Origin of the sequence: Poriferisphaera sp. WC338, from assembly GCF_050931845.1 — a bacterium.
In the GTDB taxonomy this organism is placed as follows: domain Bacteria; phylum Planctomycetota; class Phycisphaerae; order Phycisphaerales; family Phycisphaeraceae; genus Poriferisphaera.
Window position 1 is genome coordinate 3,903,143 of sequence record NZ_CP194516.1, and the last position, 22,676, is coordinate 3,925,818.

16 protein-coding genes are annotated in these 22,676 nt (G+C 48.9%); 4 read left to right on the forward strand and 12 right to left on the reverse strand.

Annotated features, from left to right (window positions below; all coding sequences use genetic code 11):
* The first annotated feature begins 47 nt into the window (after positions 1-47).
* Positions 48-1,223: an anhydro-N-acetylmuramic acid kinase gene (locus tag ACQ6WK_RS16185; protein ID WP_432798431.1), complete on the forward strand. Its 1,176-nt coding sequence runs from the start codon at positions 48-50 to the stop codon at positions 1,221-1,223.
* A gap of 324 nt (positions 1,224-1,547) precedes the next feature.
* Positions 1,548-3,491 (forward strand): methyl-accepting chemotaxis protein, encoded by a 1,944-nt coding sequence (locus ACQ6WK_RS16190; protein ID WP_432798432.1) that lies wholly within the window; start codon positions 1,548-1,550, stop codon positions 3,489-3,491.
* 109 nt (positions 3,492-3,600) lie between these two features.
* Here ACQ6WK_RS16190 and ACQ6WK_RS16195 read toward each other — a convergent pair whose 3' ends face one another.
* The gene (locus ACQ6WK_RS16195) at positions 3,601-3,798 is read right to left on the reverse strand and encodes a hypothetical protein (protein ID WP_432798433.1); all 198 of its coding nucleotides are present in this window, start codon (positions 3,796-3,798) and stop codon (positions 3,601-3,603) included.
* Positions 3,799-4,240: 442 nt separating this feature from the next.
* Here ACQ6WK_RS16195 and ACQ6WK_RS16200 point away from each other — a divergent pair, with 442 nt between their 5' ends.
* Positions 4,241-6,157, forward strand: coding sequence for a transketolase C-terminal domain-containing protein (locus tag ACQ6WK_RS16200; RefSeq protein WP_432798434.1), 1,917 nt, complete (start codon positions 4,241-4,243; stop codon positions 6,155-6,157).
* A 99-nt stretch (positions 6,158-6,256) separates the two neighbouring features.
* Here the strand turns inward: ACQ6WK_RS16200 and ACQ6WK_RS16205 are convergent, their stop codons facing one another.
* Entirely contained in the window at positions 6,257-6,793 is a 537-nt protein-coding gene (locus tag ACQ6WK_RS16205; protein ID WP_432798435.1) for a cytochrome c oxidase assembly factor Coa1 family protein, read from the reverse strand.
* Positions 6,794-6,970: 177 nt separating this feature from the next.
* On the opposite strand from ACQ6WK_RS16205, the gene ACQ6WK_RS16210 reads away from it, so the two are divergent.
* The gene (locus tag ACQ6WK_RS16210) at positions 6,971-8,398 is read left to right on the forward strand and encodes an FKBP-type peptidyl-prolyl cis-trans isomerase (RefSeq protein ID WP_432798436.1); all 1,428 of its coding nucleotides are present in this window, start codon (positions 6,971-6,973) and stop codon (positions 8,396-8,398) included.
* Positions 8,399-8,457: 59 nt separating this feature from the next.
* Here ACQ6WK_RS16210 and ACQ6WK_RS16215 read toward each other — a convergent pair whose 3' ends face one another.
* The 10 genes from ACQ6WK_RS16215 to ACQ6WK_RS16260 all read right to left on the reverse strand — a co-directional run bounded on the left by ACQ6WK_RS16215 (position 8,458) and on the right by ACQ6WK_RS16260 (position 22,671).
* Positions 8,458-9,258: a hypothetical protein gene (locus tag ACQ6WK_RS16215; RefSeq protein ID WP_432798437.1), complete on the reverse strand. Its 801-nt coding sequence runs from the start codon at positions 9,256-9,258 to the stop codon at positions 8,458-8,460.
* A gap of 454 nt (positions 9,259-9,712) precedes the next feature.
* Positions 9,713-10,165, reverse strand: a complete 453-nt coding sequence (locus tag ACQ6WK_RS16220) for an FHA domain-containing protein (protein WP_432798438.1) — start codon at positions 10,163-10,165, stop codon at positions 9,713-9,715.
* A gap of 673 nt (positions 10,166-10,838) precedes the next feature.
* Positions 10,839-11,228, reverse strand: coding sequence for a PEP-CTERM sorting domain-containing protein (locus tag ACQ6WK_RS16225; RefSeq protein ID WP_432798439.1), 390 nt, complete (start codon positions 11,226-11,228; stop codon positions 10,839-10,841).
* A 525-nt stretch (positions 11,229-11,753) separates the two neighbouring features.
* Positions 11,754-12,701, reverse strand: a complete 948-nt coding sequence (gene egtD / locus ACQ6WK_RS16230) for an L-histidine N(alpha)-methyltransferase (protein ID WP_432798440.1) — start codon at positions 12,699-12,701, stop codon at positions 11,754-11,756.
* A 56-nt stretch (positions 12,702-12,757) separates the two neighbouring features.
* Positions 12,758-14,221, reverse strand: a complete 1,464-nt coding sequence (egtB, locus tag ACQ6WK_RS16235; protein WP_432798441.1) for an ergothioneine biosynthesis protein EgtB — start codon at positions 14,219-14,221, stop codon at positions 12,758-12,760.
* Between the two features lie 150 nt (positions 14,222-14,371).
* The gene (locus tag ACQ6WK_RS16240; RefSeq protein ID WP_432800412.1) at positions 14,372-16,768 is read right to left on the reverse strand and encodes a phosphoketolase family protein; all 2,397 of its coding nucleotides are present in this window, start codon (positions 16,766-16,768) and stop codon (positions 14,372-14,374) included.
* Between the two features lie 19 nt (positions 16,769-16,787).
* On the reverse strand, positions 16,788-18,068 hold the full coding sequence (locus tag ACQ6WK_RS16245) for an acetate/propionate family kinase (RefSeq protein ID WP_432798442.1): 1,281 nt from the start codon (positions 18,066-18,068) through the stop codon (positions 16,788-16,790).
* Positions 18,069-18,313: 245 nt separating this feature from the next.
* Positions 18,314-20,314 carry a glycoside hydrolase family 2 protein gene (locus ACQ6WK_RS16250; protein WP_432798443.1) on the reverse strand — a complete coding sequence of 667 codons (2,001 nt, stop codon included), beginning with the start codon at positions 20,312-20,314 and terminating at the stop codon, positions 18,314-18,316.
* A 20-nt stretch (positions 20,315-20,334) separates the two neighbouring features.
* Positions 20,335-21,711, reverse strand: coding sequence for a GH1 family beta-glucosidase (locus ACQ6WK_RS16255; protein ID WP_432798444.1), 1,377 nt, complete (start codon positions 21,709-21,711; stop codon positions 20,335-20,337).
* A gap of 18 nt (positions 21,712-21,729) precedes the next feature.
* Positions 21,730-22,671 (reverse strand): endonuclease/exonuclease/phosphatase family protein, encoded by a 942-nt coding sequence (locus ACQ6WK_RS16260; RefSeq protein WP_432798445.1) that lies wholly within the window; start codon positions 22,669-22,671, stop codon positions 21,730-21,732.
* Positions 22,672-22,676: the final 5 nt, after the last annotated feature.

The following is a 22,676-nucleotide window of genomic DNA, read 5'->3' on the forward strand; positions in this document are numbered from 1 at the left end:
CATTGCCAATACTCGGCAATTGGCTCCGAGGAAGTTATCCTGTTGGCATGAAAACTCAGCAAGAGCGTTATGTGATCGGTTGTATGACGGGCACAAGTCTGGATGGTTTAGATGCAGCGCTTGTTCGGATCGTCGGGCAGGGGATGCAGATGCATGCCGAGTTCATGGGCATGGCAAGTCACGAACTCGGCGAACTCGCTGATATTCTGCAAGAGATGACCACCTGCAAGCCTTTCAGTGCCCTCGACTTCATGCGCACCGCAAGACAGCTTGGCGAGCTTCACGCAAAAGCCGCAGAAGACCTCAGCCGTAAATGTCTCCCGGAAGGCAAGGCTCTGGATATGATCGTGTGCCACGGGCAAACTGTTTGGCACGCGCCTGCGGACAAAATCGGCAAACTCAGCTGGCAACTCTTCGATCCCTATCCAGTGGTTAGGCATTGTGGCGTCAAAGTCTGCTTTGATCTCAGGCAAGCTGATCTCATCGCTGGTGGGGAAGGCGCGCCCATCACCTGCGCAAGCGATTGGATCATCTATCGACAACCGAACCGTAGACAACATATCTTCAACCTTGGTGGTATCTGTAACATCACTAGCCTCACCGCAGGCGCAGGCTTCGAAGGCGTCACCGGCGGCGACCGTGGACCATCTAACATATTGATAGATGGCATGGTCCAACGTCTCTTCGGTGGGCTTCGATATGACCACGGCGGCGAGCTTGCCCGCAAAGGTAAAGCCAACAATTGGATCGTCGATTTACTGAAAAAAGATGTCTTCGGTTTGCAAGCCAAAGGCAAGATCACACTCGGCCGTGAGGATTTCGACGAAGCTTTCTTTAACAAAATCGTTGAACTGCGCCCAGATGATTTTACTGATCATGATGTCATTGCGGCATGCGCTGAAGCGGTTGCACACGTTGTTGTCGACAGTGTAAAAGCTTCCGACACAGGAAATGAAAACATCAAAAGCTCAGATAAAGATGGACAGGTTATTCTTGCTGGCGGCGGCGCAAAAAATGATTATCTCGTCGAGCGTATTAAAGCGCTCATGGAACCCGGCTATGAAGTTTGCCGCAGCGATGAGGTCGGTATCCCCGTTGACGGCCGCGAAGCGATGGGCTTTGCCATCCTCGGCGCACTTTCTGAAGATGGCATCCCAGTCACGCTCAGCCAAATCACCGGCTCAGACAACCCCGGCCGCGCAGGCAGCTGGGTTTATCCATAAACGCAACACCAGCTTTTCCAGTTTCAGCAAAAAATCCACACGCCTAATCACGCTATGCTGTGAACATGTTAAATACACGCAACATATTGCTCATATTTGCGTTCATGCTTAAGTCTCAGATTCAAGTTTCCGAATAAAAGCCGTAATGGATTACACCAGCCATGAGTGCTGATGATGAGGGATGACGGCTTGTTGTATTTCGATCCAGTCCGGTTAGCAATACAGCACAACTGAGATATTCAATGATGACGTGTATCGTTCGTGTAGATACACATCGCTATCAGTTTGTAATTTAAGCATCTCAATAGGCAAACAACTGGAAATATGAATAAAACAAGTAGTAAAACCCGCGGGCGAATCAAGCAGTTACAGTTTCGAACAAAGTTACTGCTCGGCATTACAACATCATTTATCCTTTGCGGTATCGTTCTGAGCTGGTTTACCATTGATCGGCTTGGTCAAATGGTACTGATTGCCGAACAACGTGAACTACATGAGCTTGCCGCAGAAGTCACCACGGAAGTTCAATCACAACAACATCTGGCTACTGCATTATCTAAACTCATCTCAACAGATAAGGAAACACAACAACTCTTTGCCAATAAAGATCGAGACGGCTTACTTAAAAAATACGCTAACATCTTTGCCGACATGAAATCTGAGTTCGGCGTTAAACAATTTCAATTTCACCTCCCTCCCGCCGAATCATTCCTCCGGCTTCATAAGCCACAAAAGTTCGGCGACGACCTTTCCAGTTTTCGACAGACTGTCCTAAAAGCCAATCAAAACAAGATTACATTTAGTGGCCTAGAAAAAGGCTTTGCGGGCTATGGCATCCGCGGTGTCAAACCTGTTACCTACAAAGGCAACCATATTGGAACTGTCGAATTCGGCATGAGTTTTGACCAGTCCTTCTTTGATAAATTCAAAGAGAAACATCATATTGATCTCGCCTTACAGCAAATTGCAACAGGTGGTTTCGAAACGTTCGCCAGCACTTACGGTGATAAAGAACTACTTTCAAACGAACAATTGCAACAAGTCATAGGTGGAAAAGAACTGACAGTACACCGTACCCTTGGCGACATACCAGTTGCCGTCCATGCCGTCGTAGTAAAAGACTATGCCAACAAACCCATTGGCGTGCTGGAAGTCGTCATGGACCGATCGCATTACCTTGTATTCTTTTGGCAGATCGCTTACGAAACCGTCGGCATCGGTATTGCTGCACTCATCATCAGTCTTCTGGTAATTGGTTGGCTCGTAACCATCATGATCAATAAGCCTGTGCAGGAGATGGTTGTCACCATGAACAAAACAGCCGAGGGTGACATACGTCATCGTTTCAGCGTAAGACGTGAAGACGAAATCGGTGAATTGCAGAAAGCATACAACAGCTTCGCAGATAACATCTGTCAATTGGTCAGTCAGGTGAAAGATGTTTCATCTGAAGTAAACACCGCTGCTGCTCAGGTCGCGGATACTAGCGAACAAATTGCTCAAGGTATGGCCGAGCAATCTCAACAAGTTGAACAAACCGCCAGCGCCATCGAACAGCTATCCGCTTCTGTAGATCAGGTTGCAAATCAAAGTATCGGCGCCACAGAATCTGCCCAACACTCGGGTGATATGGCACTCAAAGGCGGCAAAGTTGTAAAACTCACCGTCGATGATATTCATCGCGTTGCCGATGCGGTCAAACAAGGTGTTGATTCTGTCAATGACCTCGGACAACGAAGTGAACAGATCGGCGAAGTGATTAGCTTTATCAGTGAAATTGCCGACCAAACAAATCTGCTTGCACTCAATGCCGCAATTGAAGCTGCACGCGCCGGTGAACACGGCCGCAGCTTCGCCGTTGTCGCAGATGAGGTCCGCAAACTCGCAGATCGAACCACGCAAGCCACTGATAAGATTTCCGAATCCATCAAATCGATGCAGGCCGATACTGAAAAAGCAGTTCACCTCATGAGTGATGGCAATGAAAAGGTTAGTCGCGGCGTCGAACGGGCTCGTGAAGCTGGCGATCACCTTGAACAGATTGTGAGCACCGCAACCGAAGTCGCCGATCAAATTCAATCCATCGCAGTAGCCGCCGGCGAACAAAGCAAAGCATCCAGCCAAATCGCGAAGAATATTGAGACCATTCACAGTGTCACACGCGAATCAACCGATGCCACCGCTAATGCTTCACGCATCGGCCAACTGCTCACCGAAAAATCCTCACGGCTGTCTGAATTGATCTCAACATTTAAGATTGCGAGTTAATCTGATCTTGAACGACTTAGAATACAAACGTAAAAAAACTGCGCCTTCCCTTAAGCGCAGTTTTCTACTGATGAAAAATCACCTGATATTCTTGTTCGATACCTCCCGCTCAGTGAGCAGCGCGAGTGATCACAGCTGGGGAAGTCGTATTACGAACCCAGCCCGAGCCGCGGCCACGATGCCCAGAGATCGTCGTCAAGCGTGAAAGATACTGCTCTAGCGCTTCTTCTGAAAAGTGGACAAGGTAGTCGTGCTTTGCGGTGCGGTTGCGGTCACGGATCTGCTGGATCATTTGTTCTTTGCTCATGCTGGCTCCTTGCGGCGCGTAAATGGATCGCTCTATAAATGTCATCGCTTACCGCTCGTCCTTGAGCACGAATCAAATGCCTCTTGCTCGACTTCGAATCGGTAAAGCTCATCTAAAAACTTGAACGTGTAACTGTTTTGGACATCACAACAAGCCGACGCCATTGTTCTCGGACCCGCACGCAGTTTTCGGACGTTAAGAAACTGTGGATCACTTGTGGACGATAAGAGGGTAGAGATTCGAGCTAAGAAAATAGGATGTTTCTGTAGGCCCTTCACAAGAATCCATCGCAGATACGAGCTAGGATTTGGCGGCTGCAAAAAAGTATGAATAATACGATCACTTCCGCTTGTTGGCTGTATCAGCGGAACCCCACTGATTTCCTGGTGTGTGTGAGGAAATTGAGAAAACCCAGAACACTTTGTTCAGATAGGACAAACCCATGACGAGTGCGACGACCAAGACGTTCCCGATTGATCTCGGTGCATTTAAGCCTCTCTCGCTAGATCCAGGTTCGCCAAAGCTCACCGCCGATCAGAAAACGCAGCTTGAGCAGAATATTCAACTCTGTCGAGATGCGATCGTCTTCTTCACCGCCACTGCAGCCGCGAAAGGCCTCGGCGGGCACACCGGCGGCCCGTACGACATCGTCCCCGAAGTCCTCATCGCCGACGGGTTCATGCGCGGCACCGATCGCGTCGTCAAACAGTACTACGACGAAGCCGGCCACCGCGTCGCCATCCAGTACCTCATGTCCGTCCTGAACGGCCACATGCCCGCTGAAAAACTCGCCGAATATCGTGAAGGCCACTCACACCTCCCCGGCCACCCAGAACTCGACTACACCCCCGGCGTCGGATTCTCCTCCGGACGACTCGGTCACATGTGGCCCGCCGTCAACGGTGTCGCGCTCGGCAATCCCGAAAAATCCGTTTTCTGCTTCGGCTCCGACGGTTCACAAATGGAAGGCAACGATGCTGAAGCCGCACGCTTCGCTGTTGCCAAAAACCTCAACGTCAAAATCATCGTCGACGACAACGACGTCACCATCGCCGGCCACCCCTCCAAATATCTTCCTGGCTACTCCGTCGCCAAAACTCTCGAAGGCCACGGCCTGAAAATCCTCGAAGGACACGGCGAAGACCTTGATGATCTCTACACCCGCATGTGCGATGCCGTCAACACGCCCGGCCCCGTCGCACTTATCAACAAACGCCCCATGGCCCCCGACATCAAAGGTCTCGAAGGTTCACCCCACGGCCACGACGTCATCAAAGTCGACACCGCCATCGCTTACCTCGAAGCGCGCGGACACCAAGCCGCAACCGACTACCTCAAAGCCATCGAAAAGCCCAGTCACCCCGTCACCTACCGCGGCGTCGACATGGACTCACAAGGCAGCAACCGAAACGTCTTCGGGCAAGCCGTCGCCGATCAGCTCGACAAGATGTCACTCGAAGATCGCACCGACAAGGTTAAAGTCATCGACTCCGACCTCGAAGGCTCGTGCGGCATGAACCACATCCGTGAACGCCACCCAGAAGTCTACGAACACTCCGGCATTATGGAACGCGGCAATTATTCCGCCTGCGCCGGCTTTGGCTCCGAAGAAGGCAAACAAGGTATCTTCGGCACCTTCTCCGCCTTCCTCGAAATGGTGATCTCCGAAATCACCATGGCCCGCCTCAACAAGTCCAATGTCCTCGCACACTTCTCACACGCCGGCGTCGATGACATGGCTGACAACACCTGCCACTTCGGCCTCAATAATATGTTCGCCGCTAACGGCATCGAAGATTTCGACGACACGCGTCTGTTCTTCCCTGCCGATCAGCACCAGATGCACGCCGTCATCGCGGAAATCTTCCACAAGCCCGGCCAGCGCTTCGTCTTCTCCACACGATCCAAATGCCCCGACGTCCTGGACGCCAACGGTAAGACCCTCTTCGCAGACGACAACTACAAATTCGAGATCGGCAAGGACGAAGTCATCCGCGAAGGCACCGCCGGCTACATCGTCACCTTCGGCGAAACGCTCTACCGCGCACTCGATGCTGTTGAACAACTCAAAGAACAAGGTATTGATGTCGGCCTAATCAACAAGCCCACACTCAACGTCATCGATGAAGATATGATGCAAAAAATCGGCAAAGCGCCATTCGTGCTTGTCGCTGAAGCATTCAACAAAGACACCGGCCTCGGCTCACGCTTCGGCACATGGCTCCTCGAACGCGGATTCTCACCGAAATACAAACACATCGGCACCACCAAAGAAGGTTGCGGCGGCCTCTGGGAGCAAATGGTCCACCAAGGTCTCGATCCAGACGGCATCATCAAAACCGTTAAAACACTCGTCTAACCAATGGTTAGCCTATCACAAAAACAAAACCCATCAGCATTGCTGGTGGGTTATTTTATGATCGTCTAGTCAGTCGCTGTACAGATCAACAACTTCATCTTAATCCGGCGGGTTCATCCCACTATTTCCATCCAAACTTTCAGATGGAGCAGGGGGTTCTGGTGGGGATCCAAAAATCGTGATCTCATCCGTTGTGAATTCTGTTTGTGGATACACGCGCAACTCTGTTGGTGTCCATGTTGTCGATGCGTCATTTTCCCGCGTCGCTGAAAACTTCACCGCCGCCGTACCCAATGGACCTTTGACATTAAAAACTGCAATCCCCTCCAAGCCATCCTCACTCCCCTGCGCTAAAAACGCTGCCTCCACCGGCTGCCCAAGCACTTGCTGCACTTGCACATCACTTGTCACCAACTCCAATCCTGCTAAGTAAATGGACGAATTCTTCACGCTATACAAACCCCAGATCATCCCACCTACACAGGTGATCGTTGTCAGCACGGGCCCCATCAAAATCACCCATTTCAGATTCTTCTTCCACCAATGCAGCGTCGCATCCGCCTGCATACGACGGAGCTTCGGATCAATATCACGTTGTGGAGCGGGTTTGGGTTTGCCGAACAAATCATGCCTCACAGGAGTAAAAACATTATCGGAAGAGCAGTTTTGATGGCCATTATGATACTGCAACCCGCTACATCAGTCGCGTTTTGTCCATACCATCCTCGCTCCCGTGCTGGTACAATAGCATCGTAAGCATCGTCGTGATGCCAATCGTGACAGCGTAGACTTAGCCGCCGCTTGAGAGTTTGTATGCCGATCATTGTGAACAGCCCGTTTTCTGGAAAGCCCGTCAAGGTCCGTGACGAAGATGTCGGACGCGCCATCCGAGACGAAGAAAACAGAATCTTCTATGTCGTCCAACGTTCTGATGGTGATGGTGTCTACGGCTCACCCACCCGTAAAGGCTCACCCAAAGACGAACAGCGATACCTCGATATGCTCGACAAACTCGAGCGCAACCAAACTAACGTTCAAACACAAATCCAAGCCGTCCACGACGCCAGCGGTAAAAAGCGCAACCTCTCACTCACTCGCGTTCTGATCTTCCTCATCCTTCTCGCAATTGTTGCCGGAGCAGCGTGGTACTTCCTCGCCGGGGGTCAAGATTTCATCAATCAAAAACTCAATCCAACTAACGCACCACCTATCATCGAACAAACCGATGACACTGCACTGGTTATGCCCCCACGCATCCTCAGCGCTGACTATAAAGATGAAGAAGGTAAAGCTGGCCTCGTTCTAGCATCGCCTGCTTATCAAAACGCCTCCCCCGAACCCACACCTCAAGCAGCCAACAACACGATCAGTCATGATCCACCTGATAAAGCAAAACAGCCAACACGCAAGGATGCAAACAACGATACAAGCAAGGCTGCTAACGAAGCAGCCTTTGTTGTTTTACCCTCCGGCCTAAAATACTGGGTCGACACCCCCGCACCAAACCCGGTTTTAAACACCACACCAACATTTGATCTCGAACAAAGCAATCCTTCACAAGCATCCGAAACAGAAACAGCCGCGCCACCCTTCCTTACACGTCCCGCCCGTGCCGGCGACTACGTCGTCATCGAATACAAAGCGTGGCTACCCGGCGGACTCATCGTGGATGCCAGTACAGACACCGGCCCCATCGGCTTTGTGCTCTGGTCTGGCCAAGCAATCCGCGGATGGGACGAAGGTATCACCGGCATGCGCGTCGGTGAACGGCGCACACTCATCATCCCACCCAATCTTGTACACGGCCCCAATACCTCTACAAAACTAGGTGCAGATGATCCCCAAAACCAAAACACACTCATGTGCGAAATTCTTCTGCGCGACTTACAGGAGGGAGTCACCTCTAAACGACTCATCCCCGGCAACGGCATGATGGCCCGCCCTGGCGATGAAGTGGTCGTTGAGTTTCTTGCCCGTATCCAAGGCAAAGATGAGGTCATCCTTTCATGGAAAGATCTCGGCGAGCCGCTACGTTTTCGAATCGGTGAACACAAAGTCATCACCGGCCTCGAACTCGGCGTCACTGGCATGACCGTCGGCGAAAGCCGTAGACTCACCGTCCCGCCTTATCTTGCTTATGGATCACGTGGCTTTGGTAATCTTATCCCCGGCGATGCCACACTCGTCTACGATGTCACTCTCCGCGCAATCACTGTTGGTTACCGAACCGCAGTGCGATAACACATATCAAACACCAAAATAAGATTTCAATGTATTTACTGTGATACCGTAGAACACGGTCACGCAGTTTGAATCGCCGACATGGCAGTCTCAAGCTTCGACAGTTTCTCATTCAATGTCTTTACTGTTTTTTCGACCTGCCGCTCATTACCCATCTGCTTCGCAAGTTGCTCAACCAAAGCTTGCAACTCACATATCTGTGCGTAAAACTGCTTCTCTTTGCGATACGATGTTTTGACGTGCAGGTTACCGGTATTCACCACGCCCAAACCTGTGGTCTGTTTAAGTTCATCATCAAGCTGTCCCACACGATCCGCTAGATCTGCAAGGCGTGAATCTTCGTGCCGACTTCGAAGCTGACGCAAATCGTATAGCACCGCATCAAGCGTGTGCGCCCGAAACGCACTATCAATATCCCATCCGTTCGCACCACGCTCTTTGCCCGCATGCAGATCATACCCATACATAATCATGCCGGTCATCGCGGCAATCACACCCATCAATACAACCAGCTTTCCAAAATCGCCCGCTGACATCTCTGTAAAAACAAGCTCAAGCTGATAGCCAACCAATAACACCACACTTATCGTCAAATATAAAAACAACGTGCGGTAAAGCACCTCATACATTGGCCAGTGAAACACCACCGATTCGCGTGATCGCATCTTCACCTGCATCACAATCAATCCTGACATGATCGTCAGGCTTATCAAAAACAAGATCAACATCCAATGCGATAATGCCATGCTTTCCGCCGCAAGTCGAAAAACAAGCCAAAAGATACCATAGACCAATCCACAGCAAATACTGCCAATGATCAACATATCTATATATGCAGCCTTGCGTCCGGTAATACCCATCGTGCCCCTTTTCTCGTGGCGTACTCTCTCAGATCAAGCGATCCAAACCAGCGCTACCTCAAAATCACGAAGTTGACGCCAAAACAATCACTATTACTGGTTTTCATCTGGTGAAGATCAAACGTAGCACAAGCACACCATTAAAAATTCCGTGCTCAAGCAAATAGGTGAATAAAAGAGGTGATGTGGCCGACCGATAACGAATATGAACTGCTCTATCCTCGTACGATCCTCTCCCCAGCAAAAAACCTCCGGCTTCTCCTGTGCGCTTGCATTCTATATTGCCTACTATCGTTCATCAACGCACGAAACATAAAGCTAATCCCCCAATCAAATAAAAGATCTCCGCCAAACATAACAAAATATAAATTCGGCAAAATAGAAGATTTGAAGAAAACAGGAAATACTATAGCCACAAAAACCAGATATGATACGCACGAACAACAACAAAGCATTAAGCATGGATCGTTAATGCATTCAATGCATTTGTACCTTCGTTGAGCTGACGAAGTACATGATCTCGACGTTGCGTAAGCTGATCGATTAGGCCGATGTATCGTCGGCGGTTCCGCGCCACAAATAACTCAACCGCCCGGTATCGATCTAATTCTTCACATGTATAAACCATCAGTGTATAACCAATTTGAATGAGATCCCCATCCTTCACCGCAACCAAGTTCTTAATACGCTTTCCATTCAAGATCACACCATTACGGCTATCTAAATCCTTTATGTAAAACTTTTGATCCTGGGGATTGATTCGAATCTTCATATGGCGATTGGATACAAAACAATCGTTGATCTCTGCAAGCAGGTCTTCATCTCGGCCAAACACCATCGGGTTATCATTGATCTCATACCAATCACCCATATTCTGTCCACTAAGAACCACAATCCTGCTGGGCATAGATACCTCCTTGTCGTCAAAATAATGGCAGATCGCACCGGCGAACCGATCATCACAAGCGCCAAGCTGGCGATGTTTTTAATATGGCAGAGCAGCCAATCCGAACCCGACCAAAGAACTGAACATACTTAAAGGCTGCTACGATCTGCTGATTCACGTTTTGTTTGAGTGGATCGAATCTAAGTCCAAAATACGGCACCTTCACGACCTTCGTCGCTGTCTGAGTCACTCAAACACTTGCTGTCCAGCCCCTCGAGAAATGGTAGTACTAGAACGTCTACCAATATCTAATTTTACCCTGCATTTTTAAGATGCCGCAAGGATTATTTTGAGCCCACGTGAAAAGCCTAGGGGAATGCTCGCGCCGCATTACGAACATAACTACTTCGTGTATACAGACATACTGTGCGCATAAAAAAAACGCGGCTAGGCCGCGAATTTTTGCAATACAGATGCAGACAGATACTGAATCTTTCACCTCCAGTTGTCGCATCACGCCATCATTGATAACGCTCGCATTGCAATCTGACTCCTCCAGTCAGTTCTCCTCCAGAACTGAATCTTTCTCTTCATTCTTTTAGGCCCCACTCACACGCTTTGTATTTGCATGCTAATTGAATGTTTTAGGCCAGCTCAATCAATGCTGTTCTTAAACACCTAGAATACTTTGATGCTACGCGTTGTTCTTTTCTCGCGTATTTTTGCGGGTATACATCAGCAATCCACCTAACCCAACCAGTGCAAGTACGCCGGGCTCTGGAATCTGCTTCCGCAACTCTCCACTTGTTTCCTTAGCAACCGCTGGCTCACTCTGTTCGAACAAGTCAATATTCAAGACACTGTCAGAAAAAGAGTTATCAACTGAAGCCGTAAATGTGCCCAAACTATTTTGCTTACGAAATGCCTCCACGTACTCATCAAATGTCACCTCAACCATTTCAACGAGATTGCCATTTTCCTGTTGAATAGCTTCAGTTTTGATGTCGTTGGCTTGCAAGCTCTGAAGGCATGCGAAGAACAGCACACCGACAATAATCGCTCCCATCACGCGATGATTGAACATTTTTATCTTGCTCCTCCAGCAGACAAAGCCTGCCGATTCCCACTGAATGAACCCACTCAACTGCTTGATACAACTCCCTATCGAACCGTCCCAAGCATTACTTTCCAACCTAATGTAGCACACTTGACACTTCAAATCAAACTTATCGGAACGTCCTGTGTAAAGTTGTATCTCATGATACAGCATCCCTCGATGGCACCAGAACTTAGGTACTCCAAGCTATTGTTTAATGCCACCCTTATCTATAAACATTATAAAAATATGAAGTTAGAGTTAACTACCTTTTTCTCCACTACCTCGCGCGCGTGAATTTCAGATGATGCCAGTAAAGTTAATTCTTCCTCCCAACTTGCAACCATCCAAACCAAACCATAACCTTACCAAAACCCATAATAGCATTTTTCTACTGAATCACCTACTCAAGTGAACATTGATCAAGAGTGCCATCCACATTCGTGAACACTGGTCATCCCTGCCACCCGAGCCACCTTCATACAACAGGCTACCCAACATCCAAGCCGAACCTCAAGCAGGCACTTCAAAGTATTGAACGCTGAACAACCCCGCACCATCCACCCAAACCCCTTTGTTTACAAACCCTTTTGCAATGTTTCGAAATTGATCAACGTGATATTTGTAAGAGCATTCGGTGCGGATCATCTCTCCCGCCTTCAATTTCACTACCTGCCCGCCCACCATCACGACCTGTGAACACCGTGACATCAGGTACATCTCGATCCTACCAAGCTCCCGATTCCAGACACCACGATGCTCAAAACAGGTTAGCTCAAAATTACTGCCAATTCGCCGATTCAAATGTGCGAGCAGATTCAAATTAAACGCTGCGGTGACCCCAGCCTTATCGTTGTAAGCCCGTGTCAACACTTTCGCCTGCTTCTTAAGATCCACCCCGATCAGTAGCCCGCCTCCCGGCCCGACTAACGATGCAATCTCATTCAACAATTGCTCAGACTGATCATGGTGAAAATTACCAATCGTTGAGCCTGGAAAATAAACCACCCGTTTCTTGCCATCACCCACGATCTCAGGCAAATGCAGATCCTGCGTAAAATCCATACAAATCGGCTGAACAAACATCTCCTCAAACCGCTCTTTAATCCGGTTCGTAAACGCAATCAACTGCGATTGGCTGATATCAATCGGCACATAACCCGCCGGCTGTTCAAGCGCTGTAAGTAGCTGTTCTGTTTTCTCACCACTCCCACTCCCCAATTCAATCAACACACACTCTGGCCCAATCAGCTCCGACATTTCTCTCACATAATCGTTCATGATCTGCTTCTCTGTCCGCGTTGGATAATACTCAGGCTGCAAACAGATCAATTCAAACAATCGCGCCCCATGATCATCATAAAAATATTTGCATGGCAGTGTCTTCGGTACACCCGCCAATCCTGCCAACACTTCCCTCAGCATTTGCTCGTCAATCGACAACCCGCGAACCTGCGACATCATATCCCTCCCATATCAACAATGCTGTTGTTTGCTGATTCACTGGCCACTCCGTTTTATCCAAGATCACGCGCCAAACGAATCCCAGTAAACTGCCACCTCGTCTCAGGTGCCCAAAAGTTTCGATATGTTGCTCTGATGTGATCCGTCGGCGTCGCACATGACCCACCTCTTAACACAAACTGATTACACATAAATTTTCCGTTGTATTCACCCAGCGCCCCTCCTGTCTGCCGATACCCGGGATAAGCTGAATAAGCGCTTTGGGTCCACTCCCATACATCGCCAAAACATTGTCGTATCGGCAAATGCGACTCCAGCACCGAATCTCTCAACAAATCATCCAATGCTGTATCTTCGGTTCCCGCAAGTTCACCCTGAGCAGGCAATGGGTGATATGCTTTGGTTTCCATCAGATTACCACCGACAGTTTCAAACGAAGCTGCAACCTCCCACTCCTGCTCTGTTGGCAAACGAAAACCCGACCAACGCGCAAACGCGTCCGCTTCAAAGTAACTCAGATGACACACCGGCTCATGGGTTGCAAGAAGCCGCGGTCCATGCAGCGTGTATTGCTTCCATGCTCCGTTTTCTTCATACCAATAAAGAGGATGCTGTTCCCTTGCGTTCACTACCTGCTGCCAACCTTCAGACAGCCAAAACTCCGGCCGGTGATACCCATCATCCTCAATAAACCCCAAATACTCTCCATTGGTCACAAGCCGATCCGCCATTGCAAAACGATTCACATACGCCCGATGACCCGGCCTTTCATTGTCAAACGTAAAACCCGAACACACCAGCGCTCGTGAAGCCAATCCATCACTTGTTTGGAAAAACCGATCTGTGTCTAAGTTAACCGATACACCTTCACGCTTTCGATGACTTTCTTTCGCAATGTAACCAATCTCGTATAACCCGCCGTCAAATTCAACCCATCGCATCGGTGTGCCATAACGATGATCCTGATCACCTGCTTGGTCCGCATGATAAATCGGCAACATCGGATTACTCGAAAAAATATGTTTGATGTCTGTCAGGATCAGTTCTTGATGTTGTTGTTCATGGTTAATCCCCACTGCCAATAAAGCTTTGATTTCAGAGATTTCCTTCTCATCTGCTTCAAGCATCATACGGATCATCTGCTCATCAACATACTTTCGATATGCATAAATCTCTGATACTGTCGGACGGCTAAGCAAACCCCGTAGCGATTGACAATGCTGTGGCCCTACCGCGTTGTAATATGAATTGAATAGATACTCATATTGCTCATGCAACGGCTGATAATTCGGCAGATACCGTTTCAAAATAAATTGTTCAAAGAACCAACTTGTGTGCGCCAAGTGCCACTTGATCGGGCTCACCAACGCCATCGATTGCACCACACAGTCCTCAACCTCCAACGGCTCACACAACTGCTCTGTTTTACTGCGTGTACAACCATACGCAGCGCACATGATCTGCTTAAAATTTTCACCCAGCGATTCTTGCTGTGTCCACACACCTTTCACAATCATTCTCCAGACGAGCCATCTGGACCCCGATGATGATGCCTATCGACCACAATTAGCGGACAACTATAGCATTCATCAGTCCCTTCCCCAGTCGTGCCCAGCACCTACATACCCTCCCTAGCCAAGCCGCCGTTCGCGCTATATAACCAACCGTTAGTCGGTCCATGTCCAATTCCTAATCTCCGGCATATCCTCGCCATGCTCACGTACATAAATCTCATGATCATGTAGCTTCGATCGCATCAAATGTACTTTGTCTGCAGCAGTTGATTGCAACCGTCCCACACGCTTAATCGCTTCCATCACTAGGTGATACCGACTCGCTTTGTTCATCACTAACATATCGAACGGGGTTGTTGTCGTACCTTCTCCCACATATCCACGAACATGGAACCGCGTTGCATTTGGCCGGCGATAAATCAATTGATGAATCGTGCGTGGGAAACCGTGAAAGTGAAAAATAACTGGACAGCTCTCGCCAAAAAGCTGCACAAAGTTTTCTTCGTCCATACCATGCGGATGCTGGTAATGACTCATGAGTGTCATCAAGTCCACCACATTCACCACCCGTACACGCATCTCTGGGACATGCTTCCGCAACAGCCAGGCTGCTGCAACCGTCTCAAGCGTTGGCACATCTCCTGCACACGCTAACACAACGTCCGGCACAGCCCCCCCATCATTACTCGCCCATTCCCACACTCCCGCACCACGAGCACAGTGCGCTGATGCTTCATCCACGCTTAACCATTGCAACTCTGGCTGCTTACCCGCTACCACCAGGTTCACATAATTACGACTCCGCAAACAGTGATCAAATACACTCAATAACGTGTTCGCATCCGGCGGGAAATACGCACGCGCCACACTCTTCTTATTGTGCAACACCGTATCAATAAACCCCGGCCCCTGATGTGAATCACCATTATGATCTTGCCGCCACGCATGACTCGACAATAAAAAGTTCAACGACGCGATCGGTTTCCGCCACGCTAACTCATTACAACTCTTCAGCCATTTCGCATGTTGAATCACCATCGAATCAATAATCTTCGCAAACGCTTCATAACATGGAAACACACCATGCCGCCCGGTTAACAAATATCCCTCCAGCCATCCTTCACACAAATGCTCACTCAAAACCTCCATCACCCGACCATCTGGAGACAAGCAATCATCCGTCGGCAAAATCTGCTGCATAAACGTTCGACCCGTCACCTCAAACACGTGATTCAGTCGATTCGACTTCGCCTCGTCTGGACAGAATATCCTAAAATTCTCAGTATTCTCTTTCACCACGTCTCGTAGCCAGCCACCCAATACGCGCGTTGATTCACCCACCTCATGTCCCGGATGGTCAATCTTCAAACCATAATCTTTCCAGCCCGGTAGCTTCAAATCCTCAAGCAATAATCCACCGTTTGCATACGGCTGAGCGCTCATGCGTTTCTCTCTAACCGGCGCGAGTGCTTTCAAATCTTCTCGCAATTTGCCGCACTCATCAAACAATCGCTCGGGCTTATAGCTTCGCATCCACTCCTCAAGCATCCTTAAATGCTCCGGATTCTCATGCAATTCCGACAAAGGCACCTGATGTGATCGGTACGTCCCCTCAACTTGCTCACCATCTACAACCTTCGGGCCTGTCCATCCCTTTGGCGTTCTCATCACAATCATCGGCCACCGCGGAACTTCACCACCGACCTGTTTACCTTTACCCCGCGCTTGCTCCTGTATCGTTTTTATCTCATCGTAAACCTCATCTATCAATGATACCATCGCACGATGCACTGTCATTGGATCATCACCCTCAATGAAATAGGGTCGGTATCCATACCCCTCGAACAACTTCTGCAATTCATCATCACTTGATCGACCTAAAATCGTCGGGTTCGCAATTTTGTAGCCATTCAAATGCAGAATTGGCAATACCGCACCATCACGTATCGGGTTTAAAAACTTGATTGATTGCCAACCAGCAGCAGCTGGCCCTGTCTCCGCTTCGCCATCGCCCACCACGCATGCCACGATCAATTCTGGATGATCAAATGCCGCACCAAACGCATGCACCAATGAATAGCCCAATTCACCACCCTCATGAATCGAACCCGGTGTTGGCGCACTGACATGGCTCGGCACGCCCCCCGGCCAACTAAACTGCTGACACAATCGATCAACACCCGCTGCATCTTGACTCACATGTGGGTATACCTCGCTGTATGTTCCCTCTAACCATGCATTAGATAATAACGCTGGACCGCCATGTCCCGGACCAGCAATATAAATCATGTCCGCGCCCGTATTGCGAATCAGCCGATTCAAATGCACATAAACAAGATTCAACCCAGGATCAGTTCCCCAGTGCCCAAGTAATCGCGCCTTCACCTGACTCTCTTCAAGCGGATCACGCAACAGTGCATTCTCCTTTAAATAAATCTGTCCAACAGACAAATAGTTCGCAGCTTGCCAATATTCGTGCATTAACTCAAGCTCATGATCGTCTAGCACGTCACCCACGTGCAAACGATCTCTGCCCAATGTTTTTGTCATTTGTTGTTTTGTTTTTGTTTTAGTCGCTGTTTTCGATGGCCGCTTGGATGGTCCGTTTTGATTCTGACGTTGAATCATCTTGATCACCTTTCTCAAGAACGCGCTGTACTGCCTCAGCAATCACAATTTGTTCGTTGGTTGGTATAACCCACACGCGCTTCGGAGATATCTCTGAAGATATCAATCCTTCACGCACCTGTTTGTTTCGCGGCTCAATCATATGCAACCCAAGATAGCCAAGCCCCGTCATGACCCTCTGTCGCACTACCGCGCTTTTTTCACCAATACCACCTGTAAACACAAGATCATCAATCCCATCTAATGATGCAGCCATCGCACCAATCCACCGCCGTGCATGATGACAAAAAACAGCTATCGCTAGCGTACACTGCTTATCACCTGCTGCTTCACCTTCAAGCAGTATCTTCATGTCTCCTGTCTTTTGTGAAATTCCCTTCAATCCACCTTCAAACTCGACGGCCCGACGCATTTCATGCGCATCCATCCCAAGCGTACGCGCCAAATACACTAACACGCCCGGATCAAGATCACCCGAACGCTGCCCCATGACCAATCCACCCGCCGGTGTGAACCCCATAGTCGTATCAATCGATCGCGCCGTTTCGCCATAACGCACCATCGCACACAAACTCGCGCCACTGCCCAAATGTGCCACCACCGTCTTACGTTCAGTCGCATCACGATCCAGTTCACCTAACCGCTGCGAAACATATTGATAGCTCAAACCATGAAAACCAAACCGCTGTACGCCAAGCCGCCTAACCGATAACGGTAAACCATATGTCCGGCTAGCCACAGGAATTGTTCGATGAAATGCTGTATCAAAACAAAGAATGTGTACCACCGAACGTCCCAAAAGGTCACGAAATAACTCCACGGTTTTGATTTCAGCAGGTAAATGTACCGGATCACGATCTACTAGACGGCTTAGATCTTTTATCACCTGCGATGTCGCAACGGTCGCATTCTGATATGACACCCCGCCATGCACAATCCGGTGTCCTACCGCACGCACGCGTCCTAACATCCCACTTTCTTTAAGCCATTGCACTAATCGATGCGCAGCCGCAGATATATCATTCAATGCAGCCTGCTGATCACAAATGATCTCTCCTTGGCTTCCTGTTATCAGAATTTGCCCCGTCTCTTCAGGGCCACCAATGCCTGCCATTTCACCCTGGAAAACAAGAGCTAAATCCGCAGATTGATACCCCGCGAACTTGATGCTCGATGACCCACTATTCACAACCAAAATAAGATCTCTTGCCCGACGAATCATCGTAATCGCCCCATAACCTTAACCACCCCACCACCCATTCTAGGCGCACGCTACAACTCGATCATTCACATGAATCGTCGGCTTGTTTTCACCTCAACTTAGCATCAACCCACCCGCCGATATTACTATATATACCCAGAGCGGTTCGTTACGTACCGATCATCCATACCACACAACTACAAATCGCGCTACGATATATCGCTCATACTTGGACCATATAACGCACAAATTATCCGCACCCATTACTATCGGCACTCAACCACACACTGATCCTCGTACCCATCTGCAGTAATCTTGATCTGTGTCGTACCAGGCTTGAATGCGATTCGATCCCACACACATACATTCATCTCATTTGGTTTCATCTCACTCACCAACTGGTCATCTAAATACAGCTTCACCGCACCAAGATTTGTATAGACTTTCACCGGATATGCACCAACTGATCGCTCAACAAATCGTCGCGAGGTGATGTATAACACTGGGCGATCTGACCAATTTGCCTTATAAAAATAGTACGTATCCTTCGGCGTACAACGATCAAATGTAATAATACCCTTATCATTTCGCCCCGGATGATCGCCTTCTGACCTTTGGCAAGCCGCGAAATCAAACAGATTCCAAATGAACGTCCCCCATAGATAATCCCGCTTACACAGTTCCTCATACACAATTTCATGCACCCGCGACTGATACTCCTCCGGATGAAACACCGCATCATGTACCGGCTTGCTCTCAGAAAAATCCATCTGATGATGCTGCACCGATGCACCCGCGCCATACTCACTGATCGCAATCGGCTTATCCGGATACTTCGCATGCCATTCATCAACATACTCACCCACATATTCCGGATCGTCCTGATGCACATACCATCCGGAATAATAATTCAATCCAATCCCGTCCGTGATATTCATCAGCTCATCGTGATCAACATCCGTCGCGCTCACCGTCACTCGACCCCACGATTCTTGTTTCATCAAATCATTCACCGTCCGCAGGATCGGCAGCTCCGGCTCACCCTCCTTCAACTTCATCTCATTAAAAATACCATCAAAACAAATCGACGGATGGTGCTGTGTCTGCCTCGCGAATTCAATCGTCATCTTGTTCACTACATCAACAAATGCCTTTGTCGGATTCACAAAATCAACAATCGGCAACTCCGCCCATACCACTAGACCTGCCTCATCACACAATTCGTAAAACCGTTGTGAATGCGGGTAATGCGCCAACCGCACCGCTGTCGCGCCGACATCAATAATATATTTCATATCAACATCTTCATGCTCCGGCGTAATTGCCCAGCCACGATACAAACTGTCTTGGTGTCGACACACACCCTGCAGCGCATAATGCTCGCCATTCAACTTAAACCCCTCATTCGGATCAAGCTCACATGTTCGTAACCCCAACTTCTGCGTCACCTCATCCAACACCGAATCATCCGCAGGATCAACAAGCTGCGTAATCACTATATAACAATACGGATCTTTTTTTCCATGCCATCGGTGCGGATGATCAATTATCATCGGTAACACCTCTGTCATCACCGTATTCGCTTTCACTTCAACCCGAGAGGATACCTCACTTACCAACGTATATCCGTCAGCCTCATAAACCTGATGCCGCAAAATACACGACTGTTTTGAATCACACGTATCAATTTTGGCCGCCACCTCAATCTCAGCACGCAAATCATTCAACGATTTCGTTTTAATCTGCACGCCCCGCGATGCATAATCCAAACATGAAACACATGTCTTGCTCGTGGTGATCAGATGCACCGAACGGTACAGTCCGCCATACATTGAAAAATCGCCTTGTAACGGTGGTACATCCTCATGATGCTCATTATTCACGCGCACCAAAATTTCATTCGTTCCCGTCTGCAATACATTGGTTACTTCATAACTAAACGCTGCAAACGCGCCACGGTGCTCACCCAACGTAACACCATTCACCATCACTTCTGCAACAATAGATGCTGCTTCAAAATATAAAAAGTATCGACGATCAGACTGGTACGGTGCAAGATCAAATTGTTTACGATACCAACCTGTCCCTCGCCGATAGTTGTTCCCACCAGCCGGGATATCTTCCGTGTTCCATGTATGCGGCAAATCAACATGCTGCCAAAACTTCTCATGCGTCGGCTTGTGATCGCTAAGCGCAAATTCCCAATGCATGTTGATGTTGTTCTTGGTTCGCTTCATCTGTCTTGCTTCAACCATCTGAGTATTCATAGTATATAACCGCCTTCTCTTTAGCATCTCGTTAATTGAGATAACAACGCGCCGTTTGATTCAATCACTTTCCGATACCAGTCCGCAGAGCTCTTGGGTGTCCGTGCCCCTGTTTCAAAATCCACATGAACCAATCCAAACCGCTGGGAGTAGCCATACGTCCATTCAAAGTTATCCATGAGTGACCATTGAAAATAACCACGTACATCCACATCATCATCAAGGCATCTTTCCAATTCACGCAGATATCGTGTTAAAAAAGCAATGCGTTGCGGATCTTCCACCTGCCCATCCACATCCACCAGATCCGCATTGCTTAGCCCGTTTTCCGTGATCACGATCGGCAGCTTGTATCGCTCTTGCAAAAACTTTGCGCCCCAATACAACGACGCCGGCTCAATCGCCCAACGGAACGATGTCACCGGTGCACCTTCATGTCGCTTATGCGATACCGGTTTGTTCTCCGCATCCAATCCGATCGGCTCACCGTTATAGATATTCGCGCCATAAAAATCCAAAGGCTGACACATCACCTTCATATCATCTTCATTCAACCACGGCATATGTTTCTCAAACCGCTTCAACCCGTCCGCAGGATACCGACCAAACACTACCGGATCGCTGTACCACGTATTTGTCCAAAGCGGCAAGTCATCTTCATACCAATAGAACATCGCATGACGCGCCGCATCAATATGTGCCGCATCTTCCACCACTGGAAACTTCACCACACCCACCGGCGCCCAGCCAACGGTCGGCTTTATTTTTGCATGCTCTCGAATAACCCTCACTGCTTCGCCATGCGACATCAGAGCATGATGCAACGCAAGTAGCACCTCCCCAATCGGCAACTTAATCCCTGGTGCATCATTCCCGTGATAATGCCCACTCCCAATAAAACACTGCGGCTCGTTCAATGTCATCCAATGCGTCACCCGATCCGAAAACCGATCCACCAACACCCGCGTATAATCCGCAAACCATTGCACTGAATCACGATTAAGCCATCCCCCACGCCTAAACAACGCAAGCGGATAATCCCAATGAAATAATGTCAACCAAGGCTCAATCTCGGCCGCCAATAATTCATCAATCAATCGATCATAAAAATCGATTCCTTTCTCGCTCAGCCGCCCCGTTCCTTCCGGCATCACCCTCGCCCAGCTCACCGAGAACCGATACGCTTGCAATTGCATCTGCTTCATAAGCTGAACATCTTCCCGGTAATGCTCATAATGATTGCAAGCCACATTCCCCGTATGGCCGCCATGCACTTTGCCCGGCCACTTACACTGCATATCCCAAACATTCTCCCCCTTATCATCTGCATCCCACCCGCCCTCAATCTGATACGACGAGGTCGCCGCCCCCCATACAAAGTCACCTGAAAACGCCATCATTCACTCCAATAATGATTAGTCTTGCTTGTCCTTCAACGTCAATACCGCCCAGACCGGATAATGATCCGAAGGCTTACGCGCCTGCCCTGCCGAACGTTCGATCCCCGCATCTAACACATCAAATTCACCTGTAACCAAAACCCAATCAATCCGCGATCCGTCCATGTACCCCTTAAAATAATGACACGTCAGCTCAGCTTTTTTTCTCACAGGATGAGCCGCACGGTACGTATCCACCAACCGCAAATCTGTTTCAGCGCCCATCATCAATGCATACTGTGGGCTGTCTTCGGTGCTATTAAAATCACCCAGCAATACTGCTGGCAAACCCATCGCAAGTTTGCTGAGCTTCTCTCGAATTAGTGCCGCTGATTCAAGCCGCGCTTGCTTACCCACATGATCCCAGTGCGTATTCAGCACAAACACCAAACGATCACTTAAACGATCATGCAACACCGCCCAGCTCGCCATCCGTGTCATCGAACTATCCCAGCTCACACTGCCTGGCTCGTTCGGTTTCTCACTAAGCCAAAAGTGTCCCGACCGCTTCAGCTCAAACCGGTCTTGCCGGTAATAGATCGCTGTATATTCGCCTTTTTCTTCCCCATCGTCTCGCCCCACACCAACCCGCGCATAGCCCTCTAATTGCTCATCGAGAAAACCAATCTGAAACACCAGAGCCTCCTGCACTCCCAACAGGCCAGGGCGGAACCGATGGATCGTTTCAGCTACCATCATCTTGCGGTGGCGCCAATGATTCTCTTTATCGTTAGCCGTGCCATATCTGATATTGAAACTCATGACACGCAAAGGTTCTATCTGTGTCATTTCTGATTGATTTAATTGGACGCAAGATATCAATGAGCTTCCAACTAACATGGTCGCAAGGCAAAATATATTTGTCGTTTTAGTTTTCATCACTTTGTTGATCAAAAAAGGAGGTACACATTTCTGCATACCTC

Bases quoted from the DNA above. Each gene is read 5' to 3' on its own strand.
- egtB (WP_432798441.1), bottom strand. From the start codon at position 14,221: ATGATTGTGAAAGGTGTGTGGACACAGCAAGAATCGCTGGGTGAAAAT.
- ACQ6WK_RS16220 (WP_432798438.1), bottom strand. From the start codon at position 10,165: ATGCCCAGCAGGATTGTGGTTCTTAGTGGACAGAATATGGGTGATTGG.
- ACQ6WK_RS16250 (WP_432798443.1), bottom strand. From the start codon at position 20,314: ATGAATACTCAGATGGTTGAAGCAAGACAGATGAAGCGAACCAAGAAC.
- ACQ6WK_RS16200 (WP_432798434.1), top strand. From the start codon at position 4,241: ATGACGAGTGCGACGACCAAGACGTTCCCGATTGATCTCGGTGCATTT.
- ACQ6WK_RS16210 (WP_432798436.1), top strand. From the start codon at position 6,971: ATGCCGATCATTGTGAACAGCCCGTTTTCTGGAAAGCCCGTCAAGGTC.
- ACQ6WK_RS16225 (WP_432798439.1), bottom strand. From the start codon at position 11,228: ATGTTCAATCATCGCGTGATGGGAGCGATTATTGTCGGTGTGCTGTTC.
- ACQ6WK_RS16245 (WP_432798442.1), bottom strand. From the start codon at position 18,068: ATGATTCGTCGGGCAAGAGATCTTATTTTGGTTGTGAATAGTGGGTCA.
- ACQ6WK_RS16195 (WP_432798433.1), bottom strand. From the start codon at position 3,798: ATGAGCAAAGAACAAATGATCCAGCAGATCCGTGACCGCAACCGCACC.
- ACQ6WK_RS16260 (WP_432798445.1), bottom strand. From the start codon at position 22,671: ATGCAGAAATGTGTACCTCCTTTTTTGATCAACAAAGTGATGAAAACT.
- ACQ6WK_RS16190 (WP_432798432.1), top strand. From the start codon at position 1,548: ATGAATAAAACAAGTAGTAAAACCCGCGGGCGAATCAAGCAGTTACAG.
- ACQ6WK_RS16255 (WP_432798444.1), bottom strand. From the start codon at position 21,711: ATGGCGTTTTCAGGTGACTTTGTATGGGGGGCGGCGACCTCGTCGTAT.
- egtD (WP_432798440.1), bottom strand. From the start codon at position 12,701: ATGTCGCAGGTTCGCGGGTTGTCGATTGACGAGCAAATGCTGAGGGAA.
- ACQ6WK_RS16185 (WP_432798431.1), top strand. From the start codon at position 48: ATGAAAACTCAGCAAGAGCGTTATGTGATCGGTTGTATGACGGGCACA.
- ACQ6WK_RS16240 (WP_432800412.1), bottom strand. From the start codon at position 16,768: ATGACAAAAACATTGGGCAGAGATCGTTTGCACGTGGGTGACGTGCTA.
- ACQ6WK_RS16215 (WP_432798437.1), bottom strand. From the start codon at position 9,258: ATGGGTATTACCGGACGCAAGGCTGCATATATAGATATGTTGATCATT.